This window comes from Streptomyces sp. NPDC101194, assembly GCF_044767885.1.
In the GTDB taxonomy this organism is placed as follows: Bacteria; Actinomycetota; Actinomycetes; order Streptomycetales; family Streptomycetaceae; genus Streptomyces.
Genome location: NZ_JBIWOS010000004.1, coordinates 470,598 through 495,783 on the forward strand (window position 1 = coordinate 470,598; position 25,186 = coordinate 495,783).

A 25,186-nucleotide genomic window follows, 5' to 3' on the forward strand; every position below is an offset into this window, starting at 1 on the left:
GAACCGTCTCGGCCAGGGGAGCGAGGGCGACCGGCAGGCCGACGGCCCCGGCGATGCGGCGGGTCAATGGGCAACCCGACGGCGCAGGTTGGAAACGGCGCTGCGCCGAGCGGCCGGTCTCCGGGGCCACAGACCTCGCAGGGCCTCGTGGAAGTCCGTGCGGGCGGCTCCAGCGGTCAACACTCCCGTCGCCGTCGAGGCTGCCGATACGGCAGTCCTTGGGGCCCCAGAGATGTTGAAACAACAACGTGGTGGACCGTTGGCCGGCGCCGTACGCTCCCTCTGGTCAATCAAGGACTTCGTGGGGGGACATTCATGCGCACAACCACGCGACTTACCCTGCTCGGCTCCAGCGCCGCGCTGGTCGTCACCGCGATCGGTGCCGGCGCCGCCCAGGCGGAGGACGGCGGCAGCGGCAACATCACGATCGACAAGGTCGTCGTCAACGGCGGCAAGCCGGTCGTGGTCGGTACCACCAAGGTGGTGTCCGCCAAGGTCTCCGTGACCGCGTCCGACGACTCGGGCATCGCCAAGACCACCTACATCAGCGCCTTCGGTCCGAAGCCGAACTACGCGCAGATCTGGGACGACGAGATCACATGCGTCAAGGCGAGCGCCACCACGTCGACCTGCACGGGCACGCTGACGTTCGACCCGCAGGCGTCGACCGGCTTCGTCGGCAACAACGCGGCGGCCACCTGGAAACTCGGCACGCTGGTCTCCGCCAATGACTACGACTACATCCACCGGGACGCGGCCACCACATTCAAGGTGCAGCGCTACTCGAAGCTGACGGTCGACGCCTCGCCGGAGCCGGTGAAGAAGGGCAAGACCATCACGGTCACCGGCAAGCTCTCCCGGGCCAACTGGGAGGACAACAAGTACCACGGCTACGCGAACCAGTCGGTGAAGCTGCAGTTCCGCAAGAAGGGCAGCAGCACCTACACCACGGTGAAGACGATCAGGACCAACTCGACGGGCAACCTCAAGACGACCGTCACCGCCTCCACCGACGGCTACTTCCGCTACAGCTTCGCGGGCACGGCGACGACTCCGGCGGTCAACGCGGCCGGCGACTTCGTCGACGTCCGATGACCACACGCGGAGAGCGTTTCTGAGAACTCGCCCGGCAGACCGCCGATTCGACCACCACGGGTGACCGTCACACCGCGGCGGTCGAGTCCCGGCGGATGTCCGGTAGGGCCGCCGTCCTCACCGGGGCGGCGCCCCGCGTGATCCGCACGCATCTGCGGCGGCGCGGGATTCGTGCCGGGCCGCGATCCCTCGGCCCGCCGACCGAGCAGCGAACCGTGGCCGCCCTTCGGTCAAGGCCGCCCGCCTTTCACTTGGCGGCCGACTCGGTTCCGAAAACCCCGCCGAAGCGGTGAGTCACCTCTTGGGCTCACCGTATTTCTTGGTAAGGCCGCGTTTCGCCGGGCGATTCGAGAGGATTTGCCTGCTGTTCTGTCGGAAGAAATTACTTGGAGGATTGACTGTGCTGTCGTGAGCGCGAAGGGGTGCGTAAAGAGGTTGGCTGTTCGCCTTTATGATATAGTTCTGATGGATTTACAGGACGCCACGAAAAAAGGGGAATGGCGTGAATACCGAGAAGGTTACGGCTCGACGTCTTACGGCCGAAGAGGTTTCTGAATTGGGCCTCCAGGACGGCATCTTCGTCTCGGCGCAGATGGATGGCCTTCCTCTCGACTGCTACGCCCCGGCTTTCCTCATGAAGCCGGGTAAGAATTTCGAGGGAGGGTCCTTCGCTGCGAGGACGATCTTCGGCGAGGAAATTCACGTCCTCCCGGACAATGCCGAAGAGCGCGGGATCTGGATTGCCGACAAGGCAGGGGAAGAAATCGAGGTTCTCCAGAGTGCCGGCGTCCTTCTGAACCTCGCCCTCTTCGTGCCCGATGGGAACAAGGAATCCCTGGATTCGCTCTACTCCGCCGCACGGGACGCGTTCGGCGCGGGGATCGTTCAGCGCTGGAGCGAGGAAGCTGTCGCGGTGCCGGACGTCAAGGTCGACCTGTACGAGGAGCCGGCCCGGGGGCGGAAGAACACGAACAGCCAGAACCGCGACCGTCGTGCCCTGGACATCTACCCGACCCGAGTGCGGTTCCTGGAGCCCAGCGATGGCTGGAGGTTCATTGTCGAACCGCATAAGGAGATCGTCGATGACACGCCGACGATCTGACCTGATGGCAGGTTAGCCTCGATCTTTCGCGTGAGCCCGTCAGCTTGCTGACGGGCTCTTCTTCGTTCTGTCGGGGCCCGGAGCCGGGCGGTCAGGACGAGCATCGGCCTCCGGGCCGGCAGGTCGAGTGCTGAGGGCTGTCTCCCGTCAGGTCCGGTTCCGTGCCGCGCCGTGCCGCCGCCCTCGTCGGCATCCCTTCGAGGTCGTCGCGCCCTCTCGTCTGTCGCGGGGCTCCTGCGTTTGTCGCCGGTCCCCTGCGGGTTCGTCCGCGATCGGTAACAGAGAGGTCGTGCAGGGGCGTTCGTATGTCTTCATGGGGGCAGGGCATCGGCGGAGACAGCAAAGGGGCGGGCGGACATGGCAAAGCACAAGGGAAGGGGATGGCACGGCCGGCTTTTCGCGGCGGCACTCGGGGTGACGGCGGTGGCCGCTGCCACCTCGGTGTGGACCGCGCAGGCCGACACCACCGGAGGGCGGCAGCCGCAAGCGCGTGTCTCGGAGCCGGACGCCCGGTCTCAGGACCGGGCCAAGGTGGCGGCGGACATCGCGCACGCCTCGGACCGCGGCGCCCGGGGCGTCAACATCACCATCGACGACGGACCGGACCCGGTCTGGACGCCGCAGGTGCTGCAGCTGCTGAAGGACAACGGTGTGAAGGCCACGTTCTGCATGGTGGGCACGCAGGCCCAGGCGCACCCGGACCTGGTCAAGGAGGTCGTGGCGGCCGGGCACCGGCTGTGCAACCACACGGTCTCGCACGACACCACCATGGACACCAAGTCCGAGGCGTACCAGTCCCAGCAGATCCTGGATGCCGAGCGCATGATCACCAAGGCGTCCGGAGGCGTACGGCCGCAGTACTACCGTGCGCCGGGCGGTGCCTTCACCCCGTACAGCCGGCAGCTCGCCGCGTCCCGCGGGATGCGACCGTTGGGCTGGAACGTCGACTCCAAGGACTTCGAGCGTCCCGGTGCGGACACCATGGTCGCCACCGTCAAGAGGGAGATCTCCAACGGGCCGACCGTCCTCTTCCACGACGCGGGAGGGGACCGCTCCCAGACCGTGGCCGCTCTGCGCGAGGTCCTGCCCTGGCTGAAGCAGCAGGGGTACTCCTTCGGCTTCCCCGTGAGGTGAGTGAGGCTCGCCTCGCGCCGTGGAGCCGATCGCATCCGCCGGTCGCCGACTCTCGTGATGAACGCCGGAGTTGCCCGTGGTTCCCCGCTGCTCCCGGCGCTCACCGGATGCGCCTGGCATTCCATGGCGCTTGCCGCGGCTGGTAGACAGCCGTCATGACGTACTACGCAGATCTGACTCCGTACACGTACGACAGCGACAACTGGGATCCGGGGGCACCGGGCCCCCGGCGGGGCGTCGCAGTGCTGAACGCGGGCTGGCTCGACCGCGGCAGGAGTTACCCGCAGGGCTCGCCGCCGCCGGGTCTGGTGGAGACGCTGAAGCGTATGACCCGCACCCACCGAGCGCAGCAGACCCGTGGCTTTCACCTCTGCCCCTGGTGCGCTTCGCGACGGTCCTCCAGGCGCCCCGGCCGTCCTGAGGGGAGCGCCGAGATACGAGTGATCGGCCGTGGTGTCGCGTACGCCGCCCCTGAACTGATCGCCCATTATGTCGAGGCGCACGACTACCTGCCGCCGGCTGAATTCATGGAAGCGGTGCTCTCCTCCGAGGTGGCGGCCTGAGGGGAGCGGCGGCCGACATGGCGAGTCTCCGACCCGTGCCGGAGCGCCTGTGGCGCCGCTGCCCCTCGCGAGTCCTTGGGAGATCATTCGTTGCCGTGCCGTCGGACTGCCGTCACGGCCCTCGGCCCGGGACGGTCTCGAACGGCGTCGCGGCTGATCGCGAGGCGTCAGCGCAACGCGACCTCGCCCGCGTGCACGGCACGCAGTGCGCGCTCGACAGTCTCCTGGTTCTCGCCGACCGGAGCCACGTAGTCGATGACGTCGCGCGCGGCATCCTCCCCGAGCATGCGGGTGATCACCCACGTGGCGAGATACTGCGACGAGAGGCAACCGCCCGCCGTGGCGATGTTCCCCTCGGCGTGGAACGGCGCGTCCAGCACGGTGACGTCGCAGGCTTCGACGAAGGGCCGGCTCTTCACGTCGGTGCACGCCGGCATGCCATCCAGCAACCCCAGCCGGGCGAGCACCAGCGCGCCGGAGCACTGCGCACCGATCAGCTGTCGCGAAGGGTCGAGCAGCAGCCTGGAGATCAGCCGGTCGTCGGCGACCACCTCGCGCGCCTTCACGCCACTACCGATCAGCACGACGTCGGCTTCGGTCACGAACTCCATCGGGCGTTGTCCGGTCACCTCGACGCCGTTCATCGACGTGACCACCGGCGTCGGCGTCGTGATGAAGGCCTCCAAGGCGTTCTTACGGCATCGGTTGATCAGCGCGGAAGCGATGAAGCTGTCGAGCTCGTTGAACCCGTCGAAGGTGACCACGGCTACCTGCATCACGACTCCTTCGAGTACGGCGTGAGATCCGTAGTCTCTCCTGGTGCGCCGTTCCGGGGCGAGAGCCGATCAGCGGCTGGTGGCATGCCCACCACCGCTCCGCGCCCGCTCGGCTGTCCCCGGGCCGATGGTGTGCGGGACGGGGGCCCCGGCGCCCGCCACGAAGGACGCGGCAGGAGGACGCGAGCGGGACTGGCCGACGTCGTGCGGGACGTCCGCGAGAAGGCTGACCAGGTCGGACGTCGGCCAGGAGTCCCGTGCGGGGGTGCACGGCACTCCTGGCCGGCCGCTGTGTGCCGCGGTGAAGGGCACGGACGGGCCCGACGGCCGTGGACCGCACGGCCGTCCTACGCCCTCGCGAAGCGTGAGGCCGACCCCGATCGGTGGGGGTGCCTCACCGTTCCCGTTCCACCAACTTCTTGAAGTGCTCGAGGTCGTCCCGTACAAGCCGTTCGATCGCGGTCGCCTGGGCGAATCCCTTCGGCCCGCCGAACGCCTCCTTGACGGTGCCCGGGTCGTACTCGATCCGGGCCTGGACCCGGGTGTGTTCCCGGTCGATGGGCAGCAGTGAGAAGGTCCCCGCCAGGTCCGGACCGCTCGTGGTCTGCCACTCCAGCATGTGTTCCTTGCCGCGGTCGGTGATCTCGGCTTCGAACTCCTGAGACCGGCCGCCTGCGTCGACGTCCAGGCGCGCCCGGTGCCCGTCCTCCGAACGAGCCTCGCGTACTCCTTCGACGAATCGCGGATAGGTCTCCACCTCGTGGAGGTGTTCCCAGGCCACAGCGATCGGAACAGCAACGTCGATCTGTTCTTCGAGAGTGCTCATGGGCCACCTCAAAACTCGGTTCGCCGTTCATGGGGCCATGACTCCAGTATCGCCCCCGGCGGACCGATGGGGGCCGGGAGCCGGTGTCCGCGGGCCGGCGCGGCCCGTCCTCGGCGTTCCGGGACGCGGGCAGAAGGACCGCGGCGCCTTCAGGCGTGCCCGACCCCGAGTTCGCGGCCGCGGCAGAAGCCCTTCCGCTCCTCGACTGATCGGCTCCGGTGCCATGAAGCGCCTTTAGTATCGCAAGGAATTCACGGTCCTGCGCGATCCATGGTGAGAGCCGTTCCGAGCCCGGGACGACGCTCTCGAAGGATGCTTGAACCGGTCCGGACAACAAAGAAGCCCCCGGCCGACGGCCTGGGGCTTTTTCATGGAGCGGGTGACGAGAATCGAACTCGCGCTCTGAGCTTGGGAAGCTCATGTTCTACCATTAAACTACACCCGCGTAACGCATCGATCGATCCGCTGCGTATCGTCACACACTGTACCCCATGCCAGGTCCCCGGCGTTCGAGCCGTGGGGCCTTTTTGTTGTCGGGGAGGAGGGATGCGGTTGCTGTGGGCGGGAGTTGGGGGCGTAGCGTGGGTGGTCGGAGTGCCGCCTGGAGTGGCGTCCTGTTCATCCCCTAATGTGGCGTTCTCGTCCAAGGCTTGTTGGGGAAGGGACTTGATGGACTCCATGGAGCGCACCGTCGTCCGCTGTGCCGAAGGGCACGTTTTCGCTATCGCTTCGTTCCCGATGCAGCAGCTCGGGTCCGGGCGGCTCGGTCCCGGGCGGCTCATTCGCTGTCCTCGTTGTGCGCGGCTGCGGCATGCCGTGCCCGTGGTGTTCGAGGAGCGGTAGCGGCGGTGTCGGGCGCGCGGGGCGGTCCCGGATTGGGGCGGGCCCGCGCGTTCTGCGTATCCTCGGGGCGTGCTTCTCTCAGACAAGGACATCCGGGCCGAGATCGACGCCGGACGTGTTCGCATTGATCCGTTCGACGCGTCGATGGTGCAGCCCTCGAGCATCGATGTGCGGCTCGACCGCTACTTCCGGGTGTTCGAGAACCACCGCTATCCGCATATCGACCCGGCCGTCGAGCAGGCCGATCTGACGCGCATGGTCGAGCCGGACGGGGACGAGGCGTTCATTCTGCACCCCGGTGAGTTCGTGCTCGCTTCGACGTACGAGGTCATTTCGCTTCCCGACGATCTTGCGTCGCGGTTGGAGGGGAAGAGCTCGCTGGGCCGGCTCGGTCTGGTGACGCATTCGACCGCCGGGTTCATCGACCCCGGTTTCTCCGGTCACGTGACCCTGGAGCTGTCGAATCTCGCGACGCTGCCCATCAAGCTGTGGCCGGGGATGAAGATCGGGCAGCTGTGCATGTTCCGGCTGAGCTCGCCCTCGGAGTTCCCTTACGGTTCCGAGCGGTACGGATCGCGTTATCAGGGCCAGCGCGGGCCGACCGCGTCGCGGTCGTTCATGAATTTCCACCGGACGCAGGTGTGATGCCCGATGAGTGATGAGGTACGGGAGAATCTGACGTACGACGGCTTCGGCCATGCCGTGCGTGAGCTGGCGCAGGCCGTGGCCGACGACGGGTTCGAGCCCGATGTCGTGCTGAGCATCGCGCGGGGCGGAGTGTTCGTCGCGGGCGGGCTCGCCTACGCCCTGGACTGCAAGAACATTCATCTGGTGAATGTGGAGTTCTACACCGGTGTGGGCACCACCCTGGAAATGCCGGTCATGCTGGCGCCCGTGCCGAACGTCATCGACTTCTCGGACAAGAAGGTCCTGATCGCCGACGATGTCGCCGACACCGGGAAGACGCTGAAGCTGGTGCGTGATTTCTGCATCGATCATGTTGCGGAGGTGCGCAGCGCGGTCATCTACGAGAAGTCGCATTCGCTCGTGAAGTGCGAGTACGTGTGGAAGAAGACCGATCGCTGGATCAATTTTCCGTGGAGCGTGGAGAAGCCCGTCGTGCGACGCAGCGGGCAGGTTCTCGACGCCTGACGCGCGAAACTCCGCGCGTGCGTGATGCCGAGGGACCGTGGCCCGACGGTCGGGGTGCGTGATGCCTCTCCGGCCGGTGCGGGACGGTGTCGGTCGTCAGGGCGGACGGACGTACTGAAAACCCCCGGCGCTTGAGCGCCGGGGGTTTTCTTCCTGTCCGGGTTCTGTCCGTCCGCAGCCGGGATCGTTTTCCCGCGGGCGGGACCGTCAGATCGTGCCGAGCTTGATGATCGACAGCAGTGCGATCAGCTGGATCGCCGAGGCGCCCAGTGCCTTCGGCCACGGCAGGTCGTGCGATTTGCTCACCATCGAGGTGAAGAGCGCGGCCGAGGCCAGCCAGGTGATCCATCCGAGGATCTGGACCAGGGAGTTCTCGCCGCCGAGGAAGAGGGCGAATATCAGGCGGGGCGCGTCCGTGATCGACATGATCAGCATGGAGAGGCCCACGGTCGGCTGCCAGGAGCCGTCGCCCCCGAGCTGGCGGGCGAGGGTGTGCGTGACCGCGCCGAGGACCAGGCCGCCGATGACGAAGCCGATGCCCGTGATGACGACGTAGGGGACCGCGGTGGAGATCGTCGCGTTGATCGCGTCGTCCCGGGCCTGGTCGAAGCCGAAGAGGGCGAGCAGGCCGTACAGGAACGTGACGATGAGGGCCGGGCCCCAGACCGGGTAGTCGCGCATCTGCCAGAACGTCGGTCCCGGGCGCAGCACGATGCCGCTGAGCAGTTCCTTCCACGGCAGCCGCGGACCTGAGGGCTGGGCGGGGGCCTGGCCGGCGCGGTAGGTGTTGGCGTCGCCGTACGGGTCCTCGCCGATGCTGAACGCCTGGGTGTGGCCGGGAGAGTTGGCGTACGGGTCGCCCTGCTGGGGGGACCCGTGGGGGTGGTGGGGCTGTTGGTACGGGTCTCCGAAGTACTCCGGCTCCCCGTGGCCGCCACCGTTGTAGCCGCCACCGTTGTAGCCGTCGGCGTGCCCGTAGCCGCCGTTGTGGCCGCCTTGGCGCCCACCGTTGTCGTACGGGGGCGGGGCGCCGCTGCCTCCCGTCGGCGGCCAGGGTTGCTGGCCGTACGGCGGTGGTGCCTGTGTGCCGTACGGCTGCTGCCGCGGTTGCTGTTGCCCTTGCTGCGGGGTGCGGTTGTCCCGGCCGCGTCCGATCCTGAATCCAGCCACGTCATCGAACGTACCTGGTCCGCGTGGGTGCGGTGAGAGGGCCTGGGGAACCTGCCCGCCATTGCGGCCGAGCTGTGACATCCCCTAAGGGCTGTCCCGTAGTCCCCAGGGGTTGTCCCACGTGCGACGGTACGCAAGGCAGAAGCGGCCGGTCCTGCCCCCGAGGCAGGTCCGGCCGCTTCTGTCGCACGTCGGCCCGAGCTACTTCACCGGCTCCGGCTCCGGTGCGTCCGCCGACTCCGTCTCGCCGGCCGGGTCGGCCGGAGTCTTCACGGAGTCCAGCAGCAGCTGCGACACGTCGACCACCTGGACCGACTCCTTCGCCTTGCCGTCGTTCTTCTTGCCGTTGACCGAGTCGGTCAGCATGACCAGGCAGAACGGGCAGGCGGTGGAGACGATGTCGGGGTTCAGAGACAGAGCCTCGTCGACACGCTCGTTGTTGATGCGCTTGCCGATCCGCTCCTCCATCCACATCCGGGCACCACCGGCACCGCAGCAGAAGCCGCGCTCCTTGTGGCGGTGCATCTCCTCGTTCCTGAGGCCCGGGACCTTCGCGATGATCTCGCGCGGCGGGGTGTAGATCTTGTTGTGGCGGCCCAGGTAGCAGGGGTCGTGGTACGTGATCAGGCCCTCGACCGGGGTCACCGGGGTCAGCCTGCCCTCGTCGATGAGGTGCTGGAGCAGCTGGGTGTGGTGGATGACCTCGTACTCGCCGCCGAGCTGCGGGTACTCGTTGGCGATCGTGTTGAAGCAGTGCGGGCAGGTCGCGACGATCTTCTTCGCGGCCTTCGCCTTCTTCGTCGAGTCGTCCTCGTCGTCCTCGCCGAACGCCATGTTCAGCATGGCCACGTTCTCCTGGCCGAGCTGCTGGAACAGCGGCTCGTTGCCCAGGCGGCGGGCCGAGTCACCGGTGCACTTCTCGTCACCGCCCATGATCGCGAACTTGACGCCCGCGATGTGGAGGAGCTCCGCGAAGGCCTTCGTGGTCTTCTTGGCCCGGTCCTCGAGGGCGCCCGCGCAGCCGACCCAGTACAGGTAGTCGATCTCGGACAGGTCCTCGACGTCCTTGCCGACGATCGGGACCTCGAAGTCGACCTCCTTGGTCCACTCGACGCGCTGCTTCTTGGCCAGCCCCCAGGGGTTGCCCTTCTTCTCCAGGTTCTTGAGCATGGTGCCCGCCTCGGACGGGAACGCGGACTCGATCATCACCTGGTAGCGGCGCATGTCGACGATGTGGTCGATGTGCTCGATGTCGACGGGGCACTGCTCGACACACGCACCGCAGGTGGTGCAGGACCACAGCACGTCCGGGTCGATGACGCCGTTCTCCTCGACCGTGCCGATCAGCGGGCGCTCGGCCTCCGCCAGGGCCGCGGCCGGTACGTCCTTCAGCTGCTCCTCGGAGGCCTTCTCGTTGCCCTCCATGTCCTTGCCGCCGCCGGCCAGCAGATACGGGGCCTTGGCGTGCGCGTGGTCGCGCAGCGACATGATCAGGAGCTTCGGGGAGAGCGGCTTGCCCGTGTTCCAGGCCGGGCACTGCGACTGGCAGCGACCGCACTCCGTGCACGTGGAGAAGTCGAGGATGCCCTTCCAGGAGAACTGCTCGACCTGGGAGACACCGAAGACGTCGTCCTCGCCCGGGTCCTCGAAGTCGATCTCCTTGCCGCCGGAGGTCATGGGCTGGAGCGCGCCGAGCGCGACCGCGCCGTCCGCGTTCCGCTTGAACCAGATGTTCGGGAAGCCGAGGAAGCGGTGCCAGGCGACACCCATGTTGGTGTTGAGCGAGACGGTGATCATCCAGATCAGCGAAGTGCCGATCTTGATCATCGCGACGAAGTAGATGAGGTTCTGCAGCGTGCCGAGCGCGAGGCCCTTGAAGGCGAGGACCAGCGGGTACGAGATGAAGTACGCGGCCTCGTAGCTCCCGACGTGGTGGATCGCGCCCTCAAGGCCGCGCAGGGTCAGGATCGCCAGGCCGATGATGAGGATGACGTACTCGACGAAGTACGCCTGCCACGCCTTGGAACCCGCGAAGCGGGACTTGCGGCCGGCCCGGGAGGGCAGGTTCAGCAGCCGGATGGCGATCAGCACGAGGATGCCGACCGTCGTCATCAGGCCGATGAACTCGGTGTACATCTCGAACGGCAGCCAGTTGCCGATGATCGGCAGGACCCAGTCGGCCTTGAAGAGCTGCCCGTACGCCTGGAGCAGCGTCGGCGGCAGGGTCAGGAAGCCGATGGCGACGAACCAGTGCGCGAAGCCGACGATCCCCCACCGGTTCATCCGGGTGTGGCCGAGGAACTCCTTGACCAGAGTGATCGTGCGCTGCTTCGGGTTGTCGGTGCGGCTGCCTGCCGGGACCGGCTGTCCGAGTGTGACGAACCGGTAGATCTGCGCGACGGCTCGGGCGATGAGCGCAACGCCGACCACAGTCAGCACCAGCGACACGATGATCGCGGCGAGTTGCATTTGGGGGCTCCTCGGGCCTGCGAGGGTGGGATCCGGCATCTACGAAAACTGTGACTACTAAGCAGTAACTTAATCAGTCTGTGCTGACACTATCCACTTATTCCGCCGCGCTGTAGCCGGACCGGCGGTGATCTGTGTCGCTCAGGTGCGCCTTGCCGCGTCGGGCGAGCCCGTGGACCGCCCGGTGCAGCGGAGTGTGTACGGCTCTCGCCAGGATGGCGAGGTCGAGTCCCACCCAGTGGTGCTCGGCGTAGTGCTGGTCGAGCAGGGCGGGTTCGTCCCACGGCATGCCGGAGCGGGAGCGTACCTGTGCCAGGCCGGTGAGGCCCGGTCTCAGTTCCTGCCGCCAGTCTCTCGCGGCGGGGGCGGTGGTGGATTCCGAGGGTCCCGTGGTGGCGGTGGCCGTGCATCCGGTGGGCCCGGAGGGGGCGGCTGCCGCGGCTCTGGCCTCGTCTGGTGTCAGGGGTTCCGGGCCGACCAGGGACAGCTCTCCCCGTACGACGTGCGGCAGCCGGGAGAGCACGTCCAGTCGCAGCCGGCGGGTGCGCAGCGAACGCAGGACGAAGAGGTGGCCGCCCAGGCCGATCCGGGGTGAGCGGGTCAGTACCCCGCCGAAGGGGCGTCGTGTGGCGAGGGCGAGGGCGGCCGTGGCGAGCAGGGGGGCGGCGAGGGCCAGCAGGATCGAGCCGAGGACCAGGTCCAGTACGCGCTTGGCCGACGGCCACTCCTGCTGTCGCACGCGCATGCGGGCCGAGGAGAGGGCCGACAGAAGGCCCGGCGGGAGGGTCGGTGTGCCCGCCGGGGTACGGGCGGACGCGTGGACCCACCTGTGTGTCGGTGCGCGACCCGGCACACGGTCGGACAGGCGGCCCGGCATGCGTGCCGAGGCGCGCGCCGGGACGCGGCCCATGGGCCGGTCCGTCGGCCGGCCCCGTCTCTGTCTCTGCATCGTTCGCACCTGCCCGGGGTGGGGTGGGTCGAGTGCCGGTTTTGTGTGGCTCACGGCAATTTGTGACAGAACGATCCCATGACGCGATGATGGGGGCGGGTTGCCCGGCCCGCGAAGGAGTCGGTGTCGCCCCGGGTTGTCCGCCGCGCGCGAGGTGCGTGCACGATAGTTGAGTCTGCTCGACTCAAGTCTGTTGACACCGGGACGCGGCTCATGCATCCTTGAGTCAGTTCCACTCAAGTAGTCAAGCTGGAGGAATTGAAATGGCACGTGCGGTCGGCATCGACCTGGGCACGACTAACTCCGTCGTCAGCGTTCTCGAAGGCGGCGAGCCCACCGTCATCACCAACGCAGAGGGCGCCAGGACCACGCCGTCCGTCGTCGCCTTCGCGAAGAACGGCGAGGTGCTGGTCGGCGAGGTCGCCAAGCGCCAGGCAGTGACCAACGTCGACAGGACCATCCGCTCCGTCAAGCGCCACATGGGCACTGACTGGAAGATCGACCTGGACGGCAAGAGCTTCAACCCGCAGCAGATGAGCGCCTTCGTGCTGCAGAAGCTGAAGCGGGACGCCGAGTCCTACCTGGGCGAGAAGGTGACCGACGCGGTCATCACCGTCCCCGCGTACTTCAACGACTCCGAGCGTCAGGCGACGAAGGAGGCCGGCGAGATCGCGGGCCTGAACGTCCTGCGCATCGTCAACGAGCCGACCGCCGCCGCGCTGGCGTACGGGCTCGACAAGGACGACCAGACGATCCTCGTCTTCGACCTCGGTGGCGGCACCTTCGACGTGTCGCTGCTGGAGATCGGTGACGGCGTCGTCGAGGTGAAGGCCACCAACGGTGACAACCACCTCGGTGGTGACGACTGGGACCAGCGCGTCGTCGACTACCTGGTGAAGCAGTTCGCCAACGGCCACGGCGTGGACCTGTCCAAGGACAAGATGGCTCTCCAGCGTCTGCGCGAGGCCGCGGAGAAGGCGAAGATCGAGCTCTCGTCCTCGACCGAGACCACGATCAACCTGCCCTACATCACGGCGTCCGCCGAGGGCCCGCTGCACCTGGACGAGAAGCTCACGCGCTCGCAGTTCCAGCAGCTCACCGCTGACCTCCTGGACCGCTGCAAGACCCCGTTCCACAACGTCATCAAGGACGCGGGCATCCAGCTCACCGAGATCGACCACGTCGTTCTCGTCGGTGGCTCGACCCGTATGCCGGCCGTCGCCGAGCTCGTCAAGGAGCTGACCGGTGGCCAGGAGGCCAACAAGGGTGTGAACCCGGACGAGGTCGTCGCCATCGGCGCCTCGCTCCAGGCCGGTGTTCTCAAGGGCGAGGTCAAGGACGTCCTGCTGCTCGACGTCACCCCGCTGTCCCTCGGTATCGAGACCAAGGGCGGCATCATGACGAAGCTCATCGAGCGCAACACCACGATCCCGACGAAGCGCTCCGAGATCTTCACGACGGCCGAGGACAACCAGCCGTCCGTGCAGATCCAGGTGTACCAGGGCGAGCGCGAGATCGCGGCGTACAACAAGAAGCTCGGGATGTTCGAGCTGACCGGCCTGCCGCCGGCCCCGCGTGGCGTCCCGCAGATCGAGGTCGCGTTCGACATCGACGCGAACGGCATCATGCACGTCGCCGCCAAGGACCTCGGCACCGGCAAGGAGCAGAAGATGACCGTCACCGGTGGCTCCTCGCTGCCGAAGGACGAGGTCAACCGGATGCGCGAAGAGGCCGAGCAGTACGCGGAGGAGGACCACCGCCGTCGCGAGGCCGCCGAGTCCCGCAACCAGGGCGAGCAGCTCGTCTACCAGACGGAGAAGTTCCTCAAGGACAACGAGGACAAGGTCCCCGGTGACGTGAAGACGGAGGTGGAGACCGCGCTCACCGAGCTGAAGGAGAAGCTCAAGGGCGAGGACACCGCCGAGATCCGTACCGCCACCGAGAAGGTCGCGGCCGTCTCCCAGAAGCTGGGCCAGGCGATGTACGCCAACGCCCAGGCCGACGGCGGCCCGCAGGGCGACCAGCAGCCGGGCGCCCAGCAGGCCAAGGCCGATGACGATGTCGTCGACGCCGAGATCGTGGACGACGAGAAGGACGCGAAGGGCGGTGCGGTGTGACCGAGGAGACTCCGGGTTTCGAGGAGAAGCCCGACGTCCCCTCCGGCGCCACCCCCGGCGGAGCTGAGCCGAAGGACGCCGCTTCCTCTCCGGAGGAGGAGGTGTCCCCGGCCGGGGACGCAGCACAGACGGTCGGCCTGACGGCCCAGCTGGACCAGGTCCGCACCGCGCTCAACGAGCGCACGGGCGACCTCCAGCGGCTCCAGGCCGAGTACCAGAACTACCGCCGCCGCGTCGAGCGGGACCGGGCCACGGTCAAGGAGATCGCCGTAGCGGGTCTCCTTTCCGAGATCCTTCCCGTGCTCGACGACGTCGGCCGGGCCCGCGATCACGGCGAGCTCGTGGGCGGGTTCAAGTCGGTGGCCGAATCGCTGGAGACGGTCGTCGCCAAGCTGGGCCTGCAGCAGTTCGGCAAGGAGGGCGAGCCCTTCGACCCGACGATCCACGAGGCCCTGATGCACTCGTACGCGCCGGACGTCACCGAGACGACCTGCGTGGCGATCCTGCAGCCGGGGTATCGGATCGGCGAGCGCACCATCCGCCCCGCGCGGGTGGCGGTGGCCGAACCCCAGCCGGGCACGGCCACCAAGGAAGAGAAGGCAACCGACGAGGAGAGCGGTGGCACCGAGGAGGTCTGACATCCCGTCTGACCACCTCGCTGCCCACCGCCCGGCCATGCGACCGCCCACCGGGCCGGTCGCATGGCCGATCGTCCGGAAGGAGGGACGTCGATGAGCACGAAGGACTTCGTCGAGAAGGACTACTACAAGGTCCTCGGCGTCCCCAAGGACGCCACCGACGCCGAGATCAAGAAGGCGTACCGGAAGCTCGCCCGCGAGTTCCACCCGGACGCCAACAAGGGTGACGACAAGGCGGAGGAACGCTTCAAGGAGATCTCCGAGGCGAACGACATCCTCGGCGACACCAAGAAGCGCAAGGAGTACGACGAGGCGCGCGCCCTCTTCGGCAACGGCGGCTTCAGGGCCGGACCCGGAGGCGCCGGCGGCAACTTCAACTTCGACCTGGGCGACCTCTTCGGAGGAACCCAGGGCGGGGGCTCGGGTGGCGGCGCCGGTGGCTTCGGCGGCGGCGGTCTGGGCGATGTCTTCGGCGGCCTGTTCAACCGGGGCGGTACGGGGACGCGGGTGCAGCCGCGCCGCGGCCAGGACATCGAGTCCGAGGTGACGCTCAGCTTCACCGAGGCGGTCGACGGGGCCACGGTCCCGTTGCGGATGTCCAGCCAGGCGCCCTGCAAGGCGTGCTCCGGCACCGGCGACAAGAACGGCACCCCCAGGGTCTGCCCGACCTGTCTCGGTACCGGCCAGGTGTCGCGCGGCACCGGCGGCGGTTTCTCGCTCACCGATCCCTGTGTGGACTGCAAGGGCCGGGGCCTCATCGCCCAGGACCCCTGTGACGTCTGCAAGGGCAGCGGGCGGGCGAAGTCCTCCCGGACCATGCAGGTCAGGATTCCGGCGGGCGTCTCGGACGGCCAGCGGATCCGGCTGCGCGGAAAGGGCGGTCCGGGCGAGCGCGGTGGACCGGCCGGCGACCTGTACGTCGTGGTCCATGTCGACGCCCACCCGGTCTTCGGCCGCAAGGGCGACAACCTCACGGTCACCGTGCCCGTCGACTTCACGGAGGCGGCGCTCGGCGGCGAGGTGAAGGTGCCCACGCTCGGCGGTCCGCCGGTCACTCTGAAACTACCGGCCGGCACCCCCAACGGGCGCACCATGCGCGCCCGCGGCAAGGGCGCCGTACGCAAGGACGGCACCAGGGGCGACCTGCTGGTCACCGTCGAGGTGACGGTGCCCAGGGACCTCAACACCGAGGCCAGGGACGCACTGGAGGCCTACCGCAAGGCGACCGCGGGCCACGACCCGCGGGCGGAGTTGTTCCAGGCAGCGAAGGGAGCTTGAGGTGGACGGCCGACGACGCAATCCGTACGAACTGACCGATGAATCACCGGTGTACGTGATCTCGATCGCGGCCCAGCTCTCGGGCCTCCATCCGCAGACACTGCGCCAGTACGACCGCCTCGGCCTGGTCTCGCCCGACCGGACGGCCGGGCGCGGCAGGCGCTACTCGGCCCGTGACATCGAGCTGCTGCGCACCGTGCAGCAGCTGTCGCAGGACGAGGGCATCAACCTCGCCGGCATCAAGCGCATCATCGAACTGGAGAATCAGGTCGCGGCCCTCCAGCAGCGCGTCGCCGAACTCTCGGCGGCCGTGGACGGAGCGGCGGTGGCCATGCAGCAGCGCGAGGCCCAGGTGCACGCCTCGTACCGCCGCGACCTGGTGCCGTATCAGGACGTGCAGCAGACCGGCGCGTTGGTGGTCTGGCGGCCGAAGCGGCCGAAGGACTGAGCGGGTCCGGGCGCGCCCGGACGACGGACGAGGCCGGTCACCCGTGTGCTTCACGGGTGACCGGCCTCGTTCTTTCCGCTTCCTCGGCGGCCAGGGCGGTCCGGGCGGGGCGCAGGGACGAAACGCGCGGCCGGCTCTCACCCTCGTCGCATGTGCCGTCGGTGTCTTCGGCCTCGCCCTGACGCTCACGGGAGGCAGCGAGGCGCTTCAGGGGTCGGCCCGGCCCCCGGGTCTCTCCTCGTCCCCGCCCCTTCGGGCCCCCACTTCTCACGACTGCCGCCGGCTCGCGGAAGGCGTCAGAGCGCGTCGCGATCGGTGCCCTGGTCCAGGATTCCGGACTGCGCGATGAGGTAACCGAGTTGGGTGCGGCTGCCGCTGCCGAGTGCGGCGTTCAGTTTGGCGATGTGCGCGCGGCAGGTGCGTACGTTCATCCCGAGGCGACGGGCGATGGAGTCGTCGACGTTCCCCTCGACGAGGAGCTGGGCGATGGAGCGCTGGACTCCGCTGATGCCCTTGGGCGCCTGTTCGTACTTGATCTCCTCGAGGAGTGGCTGCGCGCGGGTCCACAGCTGCTCGAAGACCTTCACCAGATACTCGACCAGCCCGGGGTGGCGCAGTTCCAGGGCGACTTGGCGGTCGTCCTGAGCCGGGATGAAGGCGACCGTCCGGTCGAAGATGATGAGACGCTCTATGAGTTCTTCGAGGGTCCGGATCTCGACCTTGCCTTCGGCCAGACGTTCCGCGTAGGCAAGGGTTCCGGGGCTGTGCCGGGCCGTGTGCTGGTAGAGCGTGCGGATGCTGACACCGCGGTCCACCACCGAGAGGCCGCGTTCCAGGGCCTCGCTGAGGCGGTCCTCGCTCCGCCCGCCCCCGGGTTGGACGGTGAGGACTTCGGTGCGGCACTCGGCAGTGGCGAGATCCAGGGCCGCGTTGATCCGGTTGACCCCTTCCAGGACCGTGATGGCGTGGGTCGTCGTCGGGTCCTGGGCGCTGATGTCCATGAACGGTTCGAAGGCCTCGGCCAGTTCGACGGAGTGCCGGCGGTGTTCCTGGATCTCGCGCTCTATGGGGTGAAGGCGCTGCGCCAGGGCGGCGGACGGCGGGACCGGACGGAGCCAGTCGGAGTCGTCGGGGTCCGGGTGCAGGAGAGTGAAGTCCATCAGGCAGGGTGCGGAGTCGACTTCGCTGCGAGCGATGCGACCGGAGCGAAGTGCGCTGGCGTAGAGGTGTTTTCCGGCGTCGCACAGTTCGGTGATCGCATGAGGATGTGCCTGTTTTGTGTCTCTTGTGGTCATACCTTCACCCCCCAGGTTCCTGAACATGCAAGAACATGATGCATTGACTCGGTGGTGTTAGCGCGCCCAGGTGAGACATCGTCTTAGGTGCGGGGGAGAAGAATCCACAAGTGAGGACGAAGCTGACTATGTATAAGCGAGTGCTTCGCTCGGTGCTTGCCGCCTCGTTCGTCGCGGCTTTGGGCCTTGGAGCGGTGGGTGCCGGCGACATTGCGTGGAGCGTCGAGGCGGCATCCGTGCCGGGTGACATCGCGTGGAGCGTCGAGGCGGCACCCGCGCCGGGTGACATCGCCTGGGGCACACCGGCCTCCGTGCCGGGTGACATCGCCTGGTCCGTACCGGCCTCCGCGCCGGACGACATCGCCTGGATCGCCCCGGGCGACATCGCGTGGAACGTCGAGGCGGCGGCCGTGCCCGGTGACATCGCCTGGTCCGTACCGACTCAAACGGGCGCATGACCATCCCGCCGGACGACCGAACCTTCCGGCGCGAGATGGCCACGGCCTACCGATCAGGCTGGCATTTCATCGATCTCGTCACGGCCCTCCCCCGCTGTGGCGACTCGCTGATGGTCACTCTGTTCGGCGACCCCATCGTTGTCGCACGTGAAGAAGACGACGAAGTACGTGCCTACCGGTGCCTCCGCAAGCCGCGGGGAGCCCCGCAGCCCGTCCGCTGCGCGATCCGGTACGACATGATCTTCGTCAACCTCGACCGGCGGGACCACCAGCTGTTCGAGCCAGAGACTATCTCCGCCACCCCCCGCAGTGCCTGAGCGATCCCCCGTCGTTACACGTCGCTCAGTCACTCCCCCACACAACGGCGCCATCGTGACCTGAACACGGTGGCGCCGTTGTGCTGCCCGGGGTCCTGCGCCGCCCGGGGTCCTGCGCTGCCCGGAGTTCCGGCGGTTCCCCTCACGCCCTGCCGAGCGCCCGGTCCAGGGCGATCTCTATGACGACGCGGTCCGGCTTGGGCGTCGGCGTGCGCTTGTAGCGTTCCGCGTAGCGGCGTACCGCGTCGGCGACCGCGTCCGCCTCCGTGCGCACCGTCGCCCGGCCCTCCAGCGTCGCCCAGCGGCGCCGGTCGACCTGGCAGACCGCGACCCTGGCGCCGTCCGGGCCCGCGGCCAGGATGTTGGCGACCTTGTTGCTGTTCTTGTTGGCGATGATCCGGGCGAGCCCCGCGTCGGGGTCGTACGTCACGCCCACCGGCACCACGTGCGGTGTGCCGTCGGGGCGGGGAGTGGTCAGGGTGCACAGGTGGTGCTCGCGCCAGAACGCGAGGTACTCGGGATCGGGGTTCGTCACGTCGACTGCCATGGAGGCAGCGTAGGCAGCGCGCCGACCCCTGCGGTGGCGTGGGTCCGGTCCGGCCGGTTGACTCGGGACGGAGGTGGGCCGCGGAGGGCCGAGGGCCCGGGGCACGGGCCCCGGGCAGGGCGGGGGCGGCCGCGACAGGGGTGACGGACAGGTGTGAAGTGAGGTTGAGTGGAATAGACTCAACTTTGTGCACGTTGACCTAGTCACTGTTGTGGAGAGACCGGTCATCGCAAGGAGGAGAGAGCGCACGTGGACGCAGAGCTGACCAACAAGAGCCGTGACGCCATCAACGCGGCCACCAACAGGGCCGTGAAGGACGGGCACCCCGACCTGACCCCCGGGCATCTGCTCCTCGCGCTGCTCGCGGGCGAGGACAACGAGAACATCATCGACCTGCTCGCCTCCGTCGAGGCCGACCAGCTCGTCGTACGCAGCGAGACCGAGCGGCTCCTGGGCGCGCAGCCCAGCGTCACCGGGTCGACCGTCGCCCCGCCGCAGCCCAACCGCGAGCTGCTCGCCGTCATCGCGGACGCCGCGCAGCGCGCGAAGGAGCTCGGCGACGACTACATCTCCACCGAGCACCTGCTGATCGGCATCGCCGCCGTGGGCGGCCGGGCCGGTGAGATCCTGAGTGATCAGGGGGCCAGTGCGAAGAGGCTGCTGGACGCGTTCGAGAAGAACAGGGGAGGGCGCCGGGTGACCACACCCGACCCGGAGGGTCAGTACAAGGCCCTGGAGAAATTCGGTACGGACTTCACGGCGGCCGCGCGCGAGGGCAAGCTCGACCCGGTCATCGGACGCGACCAGGAGATCCGCCGCGTCGTCCAGGTCCTGTCCCGCCGGACCAAGAACAACCCCGTGCTCATCGGCGAGCCCGGCGTCGGCAAGACGGCCGTCGTGGAGGGGCTCGCCCAGCGCATCGTCAAGGGCGACGTCCCCGAGTCCCTGCGGAACAAGCGGCTCGTCTCGCTCGACCTCGGCGCGATGGTCGCGGGCGCGAAGTACCGCGGCGAGTTCGAGGAACGGCTGAAGACCGTCCTCTCCGAGATCAAGGAGAGCGACGGGCAGATCATCACCTTCATCGACGAGCTGCACACCGTCGTCGGCGCGGGCGCCGGCGGCGACTCCGCCATGGACGCCGGCAACATGCTCAAGCCGATGCTGGCCCGCGGCGAGCTCCGCATGGTCGGCGCGACGACGCTCGACGAGTACCGCGAGCGGATCGAGAAGGACCCCGCCCTGGAGCGCCGCTTCCAGCAGGTGCTGGTGGCGGAGCCGAGCGTCGAGGACACCATCGCGATCCTGCGCGGCCTCAAGGGCCGTTACGAGGCCCACCACAAGGTCTCCATCGCGGACTCCGCCCTGGTGGCCGCCGCGACCCTGTCCGACCGCTACATCACCTCCCGCTTCCTCCCCGACAAGGCCATCGACCTGGTCGACGAGGCGGCGTCCAGGCTGCGCATGGAGATCGACTCCTCGCCCGTCGAGATCGACGAGCTCCAGCGCGCCGTCGACCGCCTCCACATGGAGGAGCTGGCCCTCAAGAACGAGACCGACCCCGGCTCCAGGCAGCGCCTGGAGAAGCTCCGCCGCGACCTCGCCGACAAGGAGGAGGAGCTGCGCGGTCTCACCGCCCGCTGGGAGAAGGAGAAGCAGGGCCTCAACCGCGTCGGTGAGCTGAAGGAACGCCTCGACGAACTGCACGGCCAGGCCGAACGCGCCCAGCGCGACGGCGACTTCGACACCGCCTCCAAGCTGCTGTACGGGGAGATCCCCGGCCTGGAACGGGAGCTGGCGGAGGCGTCCGAGGCCGAGCAGGAGGCCGCCAAGGACACGATGGTGAAGGAGGAGGTCGGCCCGGACGACATCGCCGATGTCGTCGGCTCCTGGACCGGCATCCCGGCCGGGCGCCTGCTGGAGGGCGAGACCCAGAAGCTGCTCCGCATGGAGGGCGAGCTGGGCAAGCGCCTCATCGGGCAGACCGAGGCCGTGCGCGCGGTGTCGGACGCGGTGCGCCGAACCCGCGCCGGAATCGCCGACCCCGACCGGCCCACCGGATCGTTCCTCTTCCTCGGTCCGACCGGTGTCGGCAAGACGGAGCTCGCGAAGGCGCTCGCGGACTTCCTGTTCGACGACGAGCGGGCCATGGTCCGCATCGACATGAGTGAGTACGGAGAGAAGCACAGCGTCGCGCGGCTCGTCGGCGCTCCGCCCGGATACGTCGGCTACGAGGAGGGCGGCCAGCTCACGGAGGCGGTCCGCCGCCGCCCGTACAGCGTGGTGCTGCTGGACGAGGTCGAGAAGGCCCACCCCGAGGTCTTCGACATCCTGCTCCAGGTCCTGGACGACGGCCGGCTCACCGACGGACAGGGGCGGACGGTCGACTTCCGCAACACCATCCTGATCCTGACCTCCAACCTCGGCAGCCAGTTCCTGATGGACCCCCTGGCCGAGCCCGAGGTGAAGAAGCAGCAGGTCCTGGAGGTCGTACGGGCCTCGTTCAAGCCGGAGTTCCTCAACCGGCTCGACGACCTGGTGGTCTTCTCCGCGCTGTCCGGCGACGAGCTCTCGCACATCGCGAGGCTCCAGATCGACCGGCTCGCCGGGCGCCTGGCCGAACGTCGGCTCACCCTCGACGTCACCCCGGCCGCCCTGGCCTGGCTGGCCGAGGAGGGCAACGACCCGGCGTACGGAGCCCGGCCGCTGCGCCGGCTCATCCAGACGTCGATCGGCGACCGGCTCGCGAAGGAGATCCTCGCGGGCGAGGTCAAGGACGGGGACACCGTTCGGGTGGACCGGGTCGGCGACGGCCTGCTCGTCGGGCCCGCGACCTCGGGGAAGACCTTGTAGACGGCGCACGGCCTGTTCGATGTCGTGTCCCCGGCCGGAGGACCGCGTGTCCCGGCCGGGGACTCTTCGTCTGCGCCGCGGTGCGATCGACGAAGAATTGCGGTGATTTCGGGAGAACGGAAAATTGGTCGCCGCCATCGGTGATCCATTGTTCAACATCGATATCGAGCCAAACGCATCGCTTCGCGTCAGGGTGCGGGATCGGGTCGTCCTGCTCCGTCCCGGGCCGTACCGCCCGCCTCTGACAAGGGGCATCCGCGCGGGCGCCCGAAGCGCCCGCCCAGGGGCACGCGAACAATCAGGACACCTCGGGGTGCCGGTCGTGACCTGCCTACAAGGAGGATTAGAGGCCGAATTCGGCAGCCGGTAGCGTGCCGGCATGAACGAGCAGATAGGCGATGAGATAAAACCGGGGCCCAAAAAGCCCAGATCTGACAATCTCTTTCACCTTGGCGAATTCCGTACCCTTTGGGCTGCTTACGCTCAGTCGATCCTGGGCGACCAGTTGGCGCGCGTGGCCCTGTCGTTGCTCGTGTTCGAACGCACCGACTCGCCAGGATGGACCGCGGCGACGTACGCGCTGACCACCTTGCCCGCTCTGCTGTCCGGTGTCCTTCTGTCCGGTCTGGCGGACCGTTTCCCCCGGCGTACGGTCATGATCGGATGCGACCTGGTGCGGATGGTGCTGGTCGGGCTGATGGCCCTGCCCGGGACGCCGTTGCCGCTGCTGGCCGGGCTGCTGGTGCTGGCGCAACTGGCCGAGGCACCCTTCGGCGCCGCACAGGGCGCACTGCTGCCGACCGTGCTCGGCGAGCAGCGCTACGAGCGCGGCCAGCGGGTCATGCAGATCACTCACCAGGTCGGACAGCTGGTCGGCTTCGCCGGTGGAGGGGTGCTGGCCGCGTGGCTGGGCAGCCATCTCTCGCTGGGTGTGAACGCGGTGACGTTCCTTCTCTCGGCGATCCTGGTCAGGTTCGGCGTGCAGGCCCGCCCCGCGGCGAGTGCCGACGACAAGAAGACGCGGCTCGGCGCTCAGGTCGGCGGTGCGGCCGTGCTGATCTGGTCGGACCGCAGGCTGCGGTCGCTGCTCGCGCTGGGGTGGCTGGCGGGGTTCGTCGTCCTGCCGGAAGGGCTGGCCGCCCCCTTCGCGGACGAGGCCGGCGGCGGCGCCTCCTCGGTGGGACTCCTGCTTGCCGCGCATCCGGCGGGAATGGTGTTGGGGGCAGCCCTGCTGGGGCGGGCCCAGGTCGGGGACGAGCGGCGCCGCCGCCTGCTCGGGCCGTTGGCGATCGCCGCGAATCTGCCGCTGCTCGTCTACTGGCTCGGTCCCGGCGTAGGCGGGGCCGTGCTCCTGCTGCTGGTGTCGGGGGTGTGCTCCGCCTATCAGATCACCGCCGGGGCCACCTTCGTGCTCCTGACCCCGGCCGACCGGCGTGGTCAGGCGCTGGGGCTCGCGAGGTCGGGACTCATCGCCATGCAGGGGGTCGGCGTCGCCCTGGGGGGCCTGGCAGCGGAGCTGTCCGGGTCGTCGGCGAACACCATCGGCGCGTCCGGACTCCTCGGAGTGCTGTGCGCGATCCCGGTCGCCGTCGCCTGGTCACGGGCGCGCGAAGCCGATGCGGGAACGATTCCCCGGAGGGCGTAGACCCTCTGGCGGCGAAACGCGGCTAGGGTCGTCGGCAGGAAACCACGTGCGATCCACAGGAGTACCCAGCGATGTCTATCGATCCGTCCTCGATTCCCAATTTCGGGGGCCAGCCCGAACCGCAGGCGGCAGGACCCGAGGGCCCCGTTGTCCCTGACCAGGACCTCGTCAAGCAGCTCCTCGAACAGATGGAGCTGAAGTACGTCGTCGACGACGAGGGCGACCTCGCGGCGCCGTGGGAGGACTTCCGCACGTACTTCATGTTCCGCGGCGAGGACGAGCAGCAGGTCTTCTCGGTCCGTACGTTCTACGACCGCCCGCACACCGCGGACCAGCGTCCGGTCCTCCTCGACGCGATCGACGACTGGAACCGCCGCACCCTGTGGCCGAAGGTCTACACGCACACCCACGAGCCCGAGGAGGGCTCGGAGGAGACCGAGGTCTCGGTCCGTCTGATCGGTGAGGCGCAGATGCTCATCGGTACGGGTGTCAGCCTGGAGCACTTCGTCTCGTCGACGGTCAGCTGGGTCCGCGCCTCGATCGAGTTCGACAAGTGGCTGCAGGAGCGTCTGGGCCTGACGCCCGCCGAGGAGAAGACGGACGGCGACGAGCCGGCCGCTCCGGACGCCTGAGTCCGGCACAGCAGCGACACCCCGGCCCGGGGCGACGGTCTCCACGACCGCCGCCCCGGGCCGGGCCGCGTTCCGCCCACGGCCCGGCCCGACCGCCGACCACGACAGGAGAAAGGCCGGCGCGGCGTCGCGGGCCCGCCGGAAACCGTGGAGCCGCACACGGAAGCGGCCCGGCCGGGACCGCCTGCCGGGGGACGTCCGGAATCGCGGCTTCCGGCACCTTGCCACGGGACATGAGGGTGAGCCTCTTCGGCGTCCGGCGTCCGGCGTCCGGCGTCCGGCGTCCGGCGGGCCGCACCCCCCGTCGCGCTGCCGTCCGGTTCGGTGAGGGAGCGTCACCCCGGCCCCGGAGGTGCGCCGTTGCATGTCATGGGGGCCGGTCGCAGGCCTGATCAGGGCGTCGGCCCGCCACTTTCGTCACCGTTCAGCAACAGGCATGAACCGCTCCGCCGGGTGCCCCGTACAGCCCGGTGTGCGCGGCTCAGCGACCGCGGCGACCCGAAACGAGAGAAGGAACCGACATGGCCGGCGGCAACATCAAGATCAGCCCGGAAGAGATGCGGGAGGCGTCGACCTGGCTGCAGCACCAGAAGGAACTGATGCAGCAGAGCCTCCACGAGGCCAACACCAAGATGGACGAGATGGTCGAGGCGGCCTACTCGACGCCGGGTTCCGAGACCAAGTTCCGTCCGTTCTGGGAGGAGTACAAGAACGGCACCGAGAAGGCGATCGAGGGCCTGCAGGGCGTCAGCGAGTTCATCAAGCAGGTCGCCGACGCGTTCGTCGACACCGACGACCAGACGTCCGGCGCCATCGGCTGACGTGCCCTCGTGCCCGGTCCCGCCCTTCTGCGGCGGGACCGGGCGGCGGCGGCCGGAGAGA

General features: G+C 68.5%; 23 protein-coding genes and 1 tRNA gene. 16 read left to right on the plus strand and 8 right to left on the minus strand.

Features of this window, described 5'->3' with window-relative positions:
- Positions 1-315 precede the first annotated feature (315 nt).
- The 4 genes from ACIRP2_RS18760 (at position 316) to ACIRP2_RS18775 (ending at position 3,894) form a co-directional block, all read left to right on the plus strand.
- Entirely contained in the window at positions 316-1,095 is a 780-nt protein-coding gene (locus tag ACIRP2_RS18760) for a calcium-binding protein (RefSeq protein WP_404251554.1), read from the plus strand.
- Between the two features lie 502 nt (positions 1,096-1,597).
- Entirely contained in the window at positions 1,598-2,197 is a 600-nt protein-coding gene (locus ACIRP2_RS18765; RefSeq protein WP_404251556.1) for a hypothetical protein, read from the plus strand.
- 357 nt (positions 2,198-2,554) lie between these two features.
- Positions 2,555-3,331, plus strand: coding sequence for a polysaccharide deacetylase family protein (locus ACIRP2_RS18770; protein WP_404251558.1), 777 nt, complete (start codon positions 2,555-2,557; stop codon positions 3,329-3,331).
- A gap of 155 nt (positions 3,332-3,486) precedes the next feature.
- Positions 3,487-3,894: a hypothetical protein gene (locus ACIRP2_RS18775; protein WP_404251560.1), complete on the plus strand. Its 408-nt coding sequence runs from the start codon at positions 3,487-3,489 to the stop codon at positions 3,892-3,894.
- Positions 3,895-4,061: 167 nt separating this feature from the next.
- Here ACIRP2_RS18775 and ACIRP2_RS18780 read toward each other — a convergent pair whose 3' ends face one another.
- The 3 genes from ACIRP2_RS18780 to ACIRP2_RS18790 all read right to left on the minus strand — a co-directional run bounded on the left by ACIRP2_RS18780 (position 4,062) and on the right by ACIRP2_RS18790 (position 5,941).
- The gene (locus ACIRP2_RS18780; RefSeq protein ID WP_404251562.1) at positions 4,062-4,670 is read right to left on the minus strand and encodes a DJ-1/PfpI family protein; all 609 of its coding nucleotides are present in this window, start codon (positions 4,668-4,670) and stop codon (positions 4,062-4,064) included.
- Between the two features lie 394 nt (positions 4,671-5,064).
- Complete coding sequence (locus ACIRP2_RS18785) at positions 5,065-5,496, minus strand: SRPBCC family protein (RefSeq protein ID WP_404251564.1); 432 nt, start codon at positions 5,494-5,496, stop codon at positions 5,065-5,067.
- Positions 5,497-5,867: 371 nt separating this feature from the next.
- Positions 5,868-5,941, minus strand: a tRNA-Gly gene (locus tag ACIRP2_RS18790).
- Between the two features lie 467 nt (positions 5,942-6,408).
- On the opposite strand from ACIRP2_RS18790, the gene dcd reads away from it, so the two are divergent.
- The gene (gene dcd / locus ACIRP2_RS18795; RefSeq protein ID WP_072487843.1) at positions 6,409-6,984 is read left to right on the plus strand and encodes a dCTP deaminase; all 576 of its coding nucleotides are present in this window, start codon (positions 6,409-6,411) and stop codon (positions 6,982-6,984) included.
- 6 nt (positions 6,985-6,990) lie between these two features.
- Entirely contained in the window at positions 6,991-7,491 is a 501-nt protein-coding gene (locus tag ACIRP2_RS18800; RefSeq protein ID WP_404251566.1) for a phosphoribosyltransferase, read from the plus strand.
- Between the two features lie 207 nt (positions 7,492-7,698).
- Here ACIRP2_RS18800 and ACIRP2_RS18805 read toward each other — a convergent pair whose 3' ends face one another.
- The 3 genes from ACIRP2_RS18805 to ACIRP2_RS18815 all read right to left on the minus strand — a co-directional run bounded on the left by ACIRP2_RS18805 (position 7,699) and on the right by ACIRP2_RS18815 (position 11,875).
- Entirely contained in the window at positions 7,699-8,661 is a 963-nt protein-coding gene (locus ACIRP2_RS18805; protein ID WP_404251568.1) for a Yip1 family protein, read from the minus strand.
- A gap of 201 nt (positions 8,662-8,862) precedes the next feature.
- Positions 8,863-11,130 (minus strand): (Fe-S)-binding protein, encoded by a 2,268-nt coding sequence (locus ACIRP2_RS18810; RefSeq protein ID WP_404251570.1) that lies wholly within the window; start codon positions 11,128-11,130, stop codon positions 8,863-8,865.
- 97 nt (positions 11,131-11,227) lie between these two features.
- Positions 11,228-11,875: a sugar transferase gene (locus ACIRP2_RS18815; RefSeq protein WP_404251572.1), complete on the minus strand. Its 648-nt coding sequence runs from the start codon at positions 11,873-11,875 to the stop codon at positions 11,228-11,230.
- Positions 11,876-12,342: 467 nt separating this feature from the next.
- On the opposite strand from ACIRP2_RS18815, the gene dnaK reads away from it, so the two are divergent.
- The 4 genes from dnaK (at position 12,343) to ACIRP2_RS18835 (ending at position 16,560) form a co-directional block, all read left to right on the plus strand.
- The gene (gene dnaK, locus ACIRP2_RS18820; RefSeq protein WP_404251574.1) at positions 12,343-14,196 is read left to right on the plus strand and encodes a molecular chaperone DnaK; all 1,854 of its coding nucleotides are present in this window, start codon (positions 12,343-12,345) and stop codon (positions 14,194-14,196) included.
- Positions 14,193-14,834 (plus strand): nucleotide exchange factor GrpE, encoded by a 642-nt coding sequence (grpE, locus tag ACIRP2_RS18825; protein WP_404251576.1) that lies wholly within the window; start codon positions 14,193-14,195, stop codon positions 14,832-14,834. The genes dnaK and grpE overlap by 4 nt, the downstream gene beginning before the upstream one ends.
- Positions 14,835-14,927: 93 nt before the next feature.
- On the plus strand, positions 14,928-16,112 hold the full coding sequence (dnaJ, locus tag ACIRP2_RS18830) for a molecular chaperone DnaJ (RefSeq protein ID WP_391746723.1): 1,185 nt from the start codon (positions 14,928-14,930) through the stop codon (positions 16,110-16,112).
- A gap of 1 nt (position 16,113) precedes the next feature.
- Positions 16,114-16,560 carry a heat shock protein transcriptional repressor HspR gene (locus tag ACIRP2_RS18835; RefSeq protein ID WP_404251578.1) on the plus strand — a complete coding sequence of 149 codons (447 nt, stop codon included), beginning with the start codon at positions 16,114-16,116 and terminating at the stop codon, positions 16,558-16,560.
- A gap of 296 nt (positions 16,561-16,856) precedes the next feature.
- Here ACIRP2_RS18835 and ACIRP2_RS18840 read toward each other — a convergent pair whose 3' ends face one another.
- A complete protein-coding gene (locus ACIRP2_RS18840) occupies positions 16,857-17,882 on the minus strand; it encodes a helix-turn-helix transcriptional regulator (RefSeq protein ID WP_404251580.1) in 1,026 nt (341 codons plus the stop codon).
- Positions 17,883-17,983: 101 nt separating this feature from the next.
- Between ACIRP2_RS18840 and ACIRP2_RS18845 the strand changes: the two genes are divergently transcribed.
- Together ACIRP2_RS18845 and ACIRP2_RS18850 are read left to right on the plus strand one after the other, a co-directional pair.
- Positions 17,984-18,313 carry a 5'-nucleotidase gene (locus tag ACIRP2_RS18845; protein ID WP_404251582.1) on the plus strand — a complete coding sequence of 110 codons (330 nt, stop codon included), beginning with the start codon at positions 17,984-17,986 and terminating at the stop codon, positions 18,311-18,313.
- Complete coding sequence (locus tag ACIRP2_RS18850; protein WP_361449686.1) at positions 18,310-18,630, plus strand: (2Fe-2S)-binding protein; 321 nt, start codon at positions 18,310-18,312, stop codon at positions 18,628-18,630. The genes ACIRP2_RS18845 and ACIRP2_RS18850 overlap by 4 nt, the downstream gene beginning before the upstream one ends.
- Positions 18,631-18,772: 142 nt before the next feature.
- Here the strand turns inward: ACIRP2_RS18850 and ACIRP2_RS18855 are convergent, their stop codons facing one another.
- The gene (locus ACIRP2_RS18855) at positions 18,773-19,177 is read right to left on the minus strand and encodes a pyridoxamine 5'-phosphate oxidase family protein (protein WP_404251584.1); all 405 of its coding nucleotides are present in this window, start codon (positions 19,175-19,177) and stop codon (positions 18,773-18,775) included.
- A 249-nt stretch (positions 19,178-19,426) separates the two neighbouring features.
- On the opposite strand from ACIRP2_RS18855, the gene clpB reads away from it, so the two are divergent.
- From clpB to ACIRP2_RS18875, 4 genes are all read left to right on the plus strand, one after another.
- Entirely contained in the window at positions 19,427-22,027 is a 2,601-nt protein-coding gene (gene clpB, locus ACIRP2_RS18860; RefSeq protein ID WP_404251586.1) for an ATP-dependent chaperone ClpB, read from the plus strand.
- A gap of 379 nt (positions 22,028-22,406) precedes the next feature.
- On the plus strand, positions 22,407-23,672 hold the full coding sequence (locus ACIRP2_RS18865; RefSeq protein ID WP_404251588.1) for an MFS transporter: 1,266 nt from the start codon (positions 22,407-22,409) through the stop codon (positions 23,670-23,672).
- Between the two features lie 71 nt (positions 23,673-23,743).
- Complete coding sequence (locus tag ACIRP2_RS18870; RefSeq protein WP_404251590.1) at positions 23,744-24,304, plus strand: YbjN domain-containing protein; 561 nt, start codon at positions 23,744-23,746, stop codon at positions 24,302-24,304.
- Positions 24,305-24,825: 521 nt separating this feature from the next.
- A complete protein-coding gene (locus ACIRP2_RS18875) occupies positions 24,826-25,125 on the plus strand; it encodes a WXG100 family type VII secretion target (protein ID WP_404251592.1) in 300 nt (99 codons plus the stop codon).
- Positions 25,126-25,186: the final 61 nt, after the last annotated feature.

Coding starts and splice junctions, on each gene's coding strand:
- ACIRP2_RS18870 (WP_404251590.1), top strand. CDS start 23,744: ATGTCTATCGATCCGTCCTCGATTCCCAATTTCGGGGGCCAGCCCGAA.
- ACIRP2_RS18800 (WP_404251566.1), top strand. CDS start 6,991: ATGAGTGATGAGGTACGGGAGAATCTGACGTACGACGGCTTCGGCCAT.
- dnaK (WP_404251574.1), top strand. CDS start 12,343: ATGGCACGTGCGGTCGGCATCGACCTGGGCACGACTAACTCCGTCGTC.
- ACIRP2_RS18865 (WP_404251588.1), top strand. CDS start 22,407: ATGAACGAGCAGATAGGCGATGAGATAAAACCGGGGCCCAAAAAGCCC.
- ACIRP2_RS18855 (WP_404251584.1), bottom strand. CDS start 19,177: ATGGCAGTCGACGTGACGAACCCCGATCCCGAGTACCTCGCGTTCTGG.
- ACIRP2_RS18875 (WP_404251592.1), top strand. CDS start 24,826: ATGGCCGGCGGCAACATCAAGATCAGCCCGGAAGAGATGCGGGAGGCG.
- ACIRP2_RS18840 (WP_404251580.1), bottom strand. CDS start 17,882: ATGTTCAGGAACCTGGGGGGTGAAGGTATGACCACAAGAGACACAAAA.
- ACIRP2_RS18810 (WP_404251570.1), bottom strand. CDS start 11,130: ATGCAACTCGCCGCGATCATCGTGTCGCTGGTGCTGACTGTGGTCGGC.
- ACIRP2_RS18850 (WP_361449686.1), top strand. CDS start 18,310: ATGACCATCCCGCCGGACGACCGAACCTTCCGGCGCGAGATGGCCACG.
- ACIRP2_RS18815 (WP_404251572.1), bottom strand. CDS start 11,875: ATGCGCGTGCGACAGCAGGAGTGGCCGTCGGCCAAGCGCGTACTGGAC.
- ACIRP2_RS18775 (WP_404251560.1), top strand. CDS start 3,487: ATGACGTACTACGCAGATCTGACTCCGTACACGTACGACAGCGACAAC.
- ACIRP2_RS18785 (WP_404251564.1), bottom strand. CDS start 5,496: ATGAGCACTCTCGAAGAACAGATCGACGTTGCTGTTCCGATCGCTGTG.
- ACIRP2_RS18780 (WP_404251562.1), bottom strand. CDS start 4,670: ATGCAGGTAGCCGTGGTCACCTTCGACGGGTTCAACGAGCTCGACAGC.
- ACIRP2_RS18770 (WP_404251558.1), top strand. CDS start 2,555: ATGGCAAAGCACAAGGGAAGGGGATGGCACGGCCGGCTTTTCGCGGCG.
- ACIRP2_RS18760 (WP_404251554.1), top strand. CDS start 316: ATGCGCACAACCACGCGACTTACCCTGCTCGGCTCCAGCGCCGCGCTG.
- ACIRP2_RS18845 (WP_404251582.1), top strand. CDS start 17,984: ATGTATAAGCGAGTGCTTCGCTCGGTGCTTGCCGCCTCGTTCGTCGCG.
- dnaJ (WP_391746723.1), top strand. CDS start 14,928: ATGAGCACGAAGGACTTCGTCGAGAAGGACTACTACAAGGTCCTCGGC.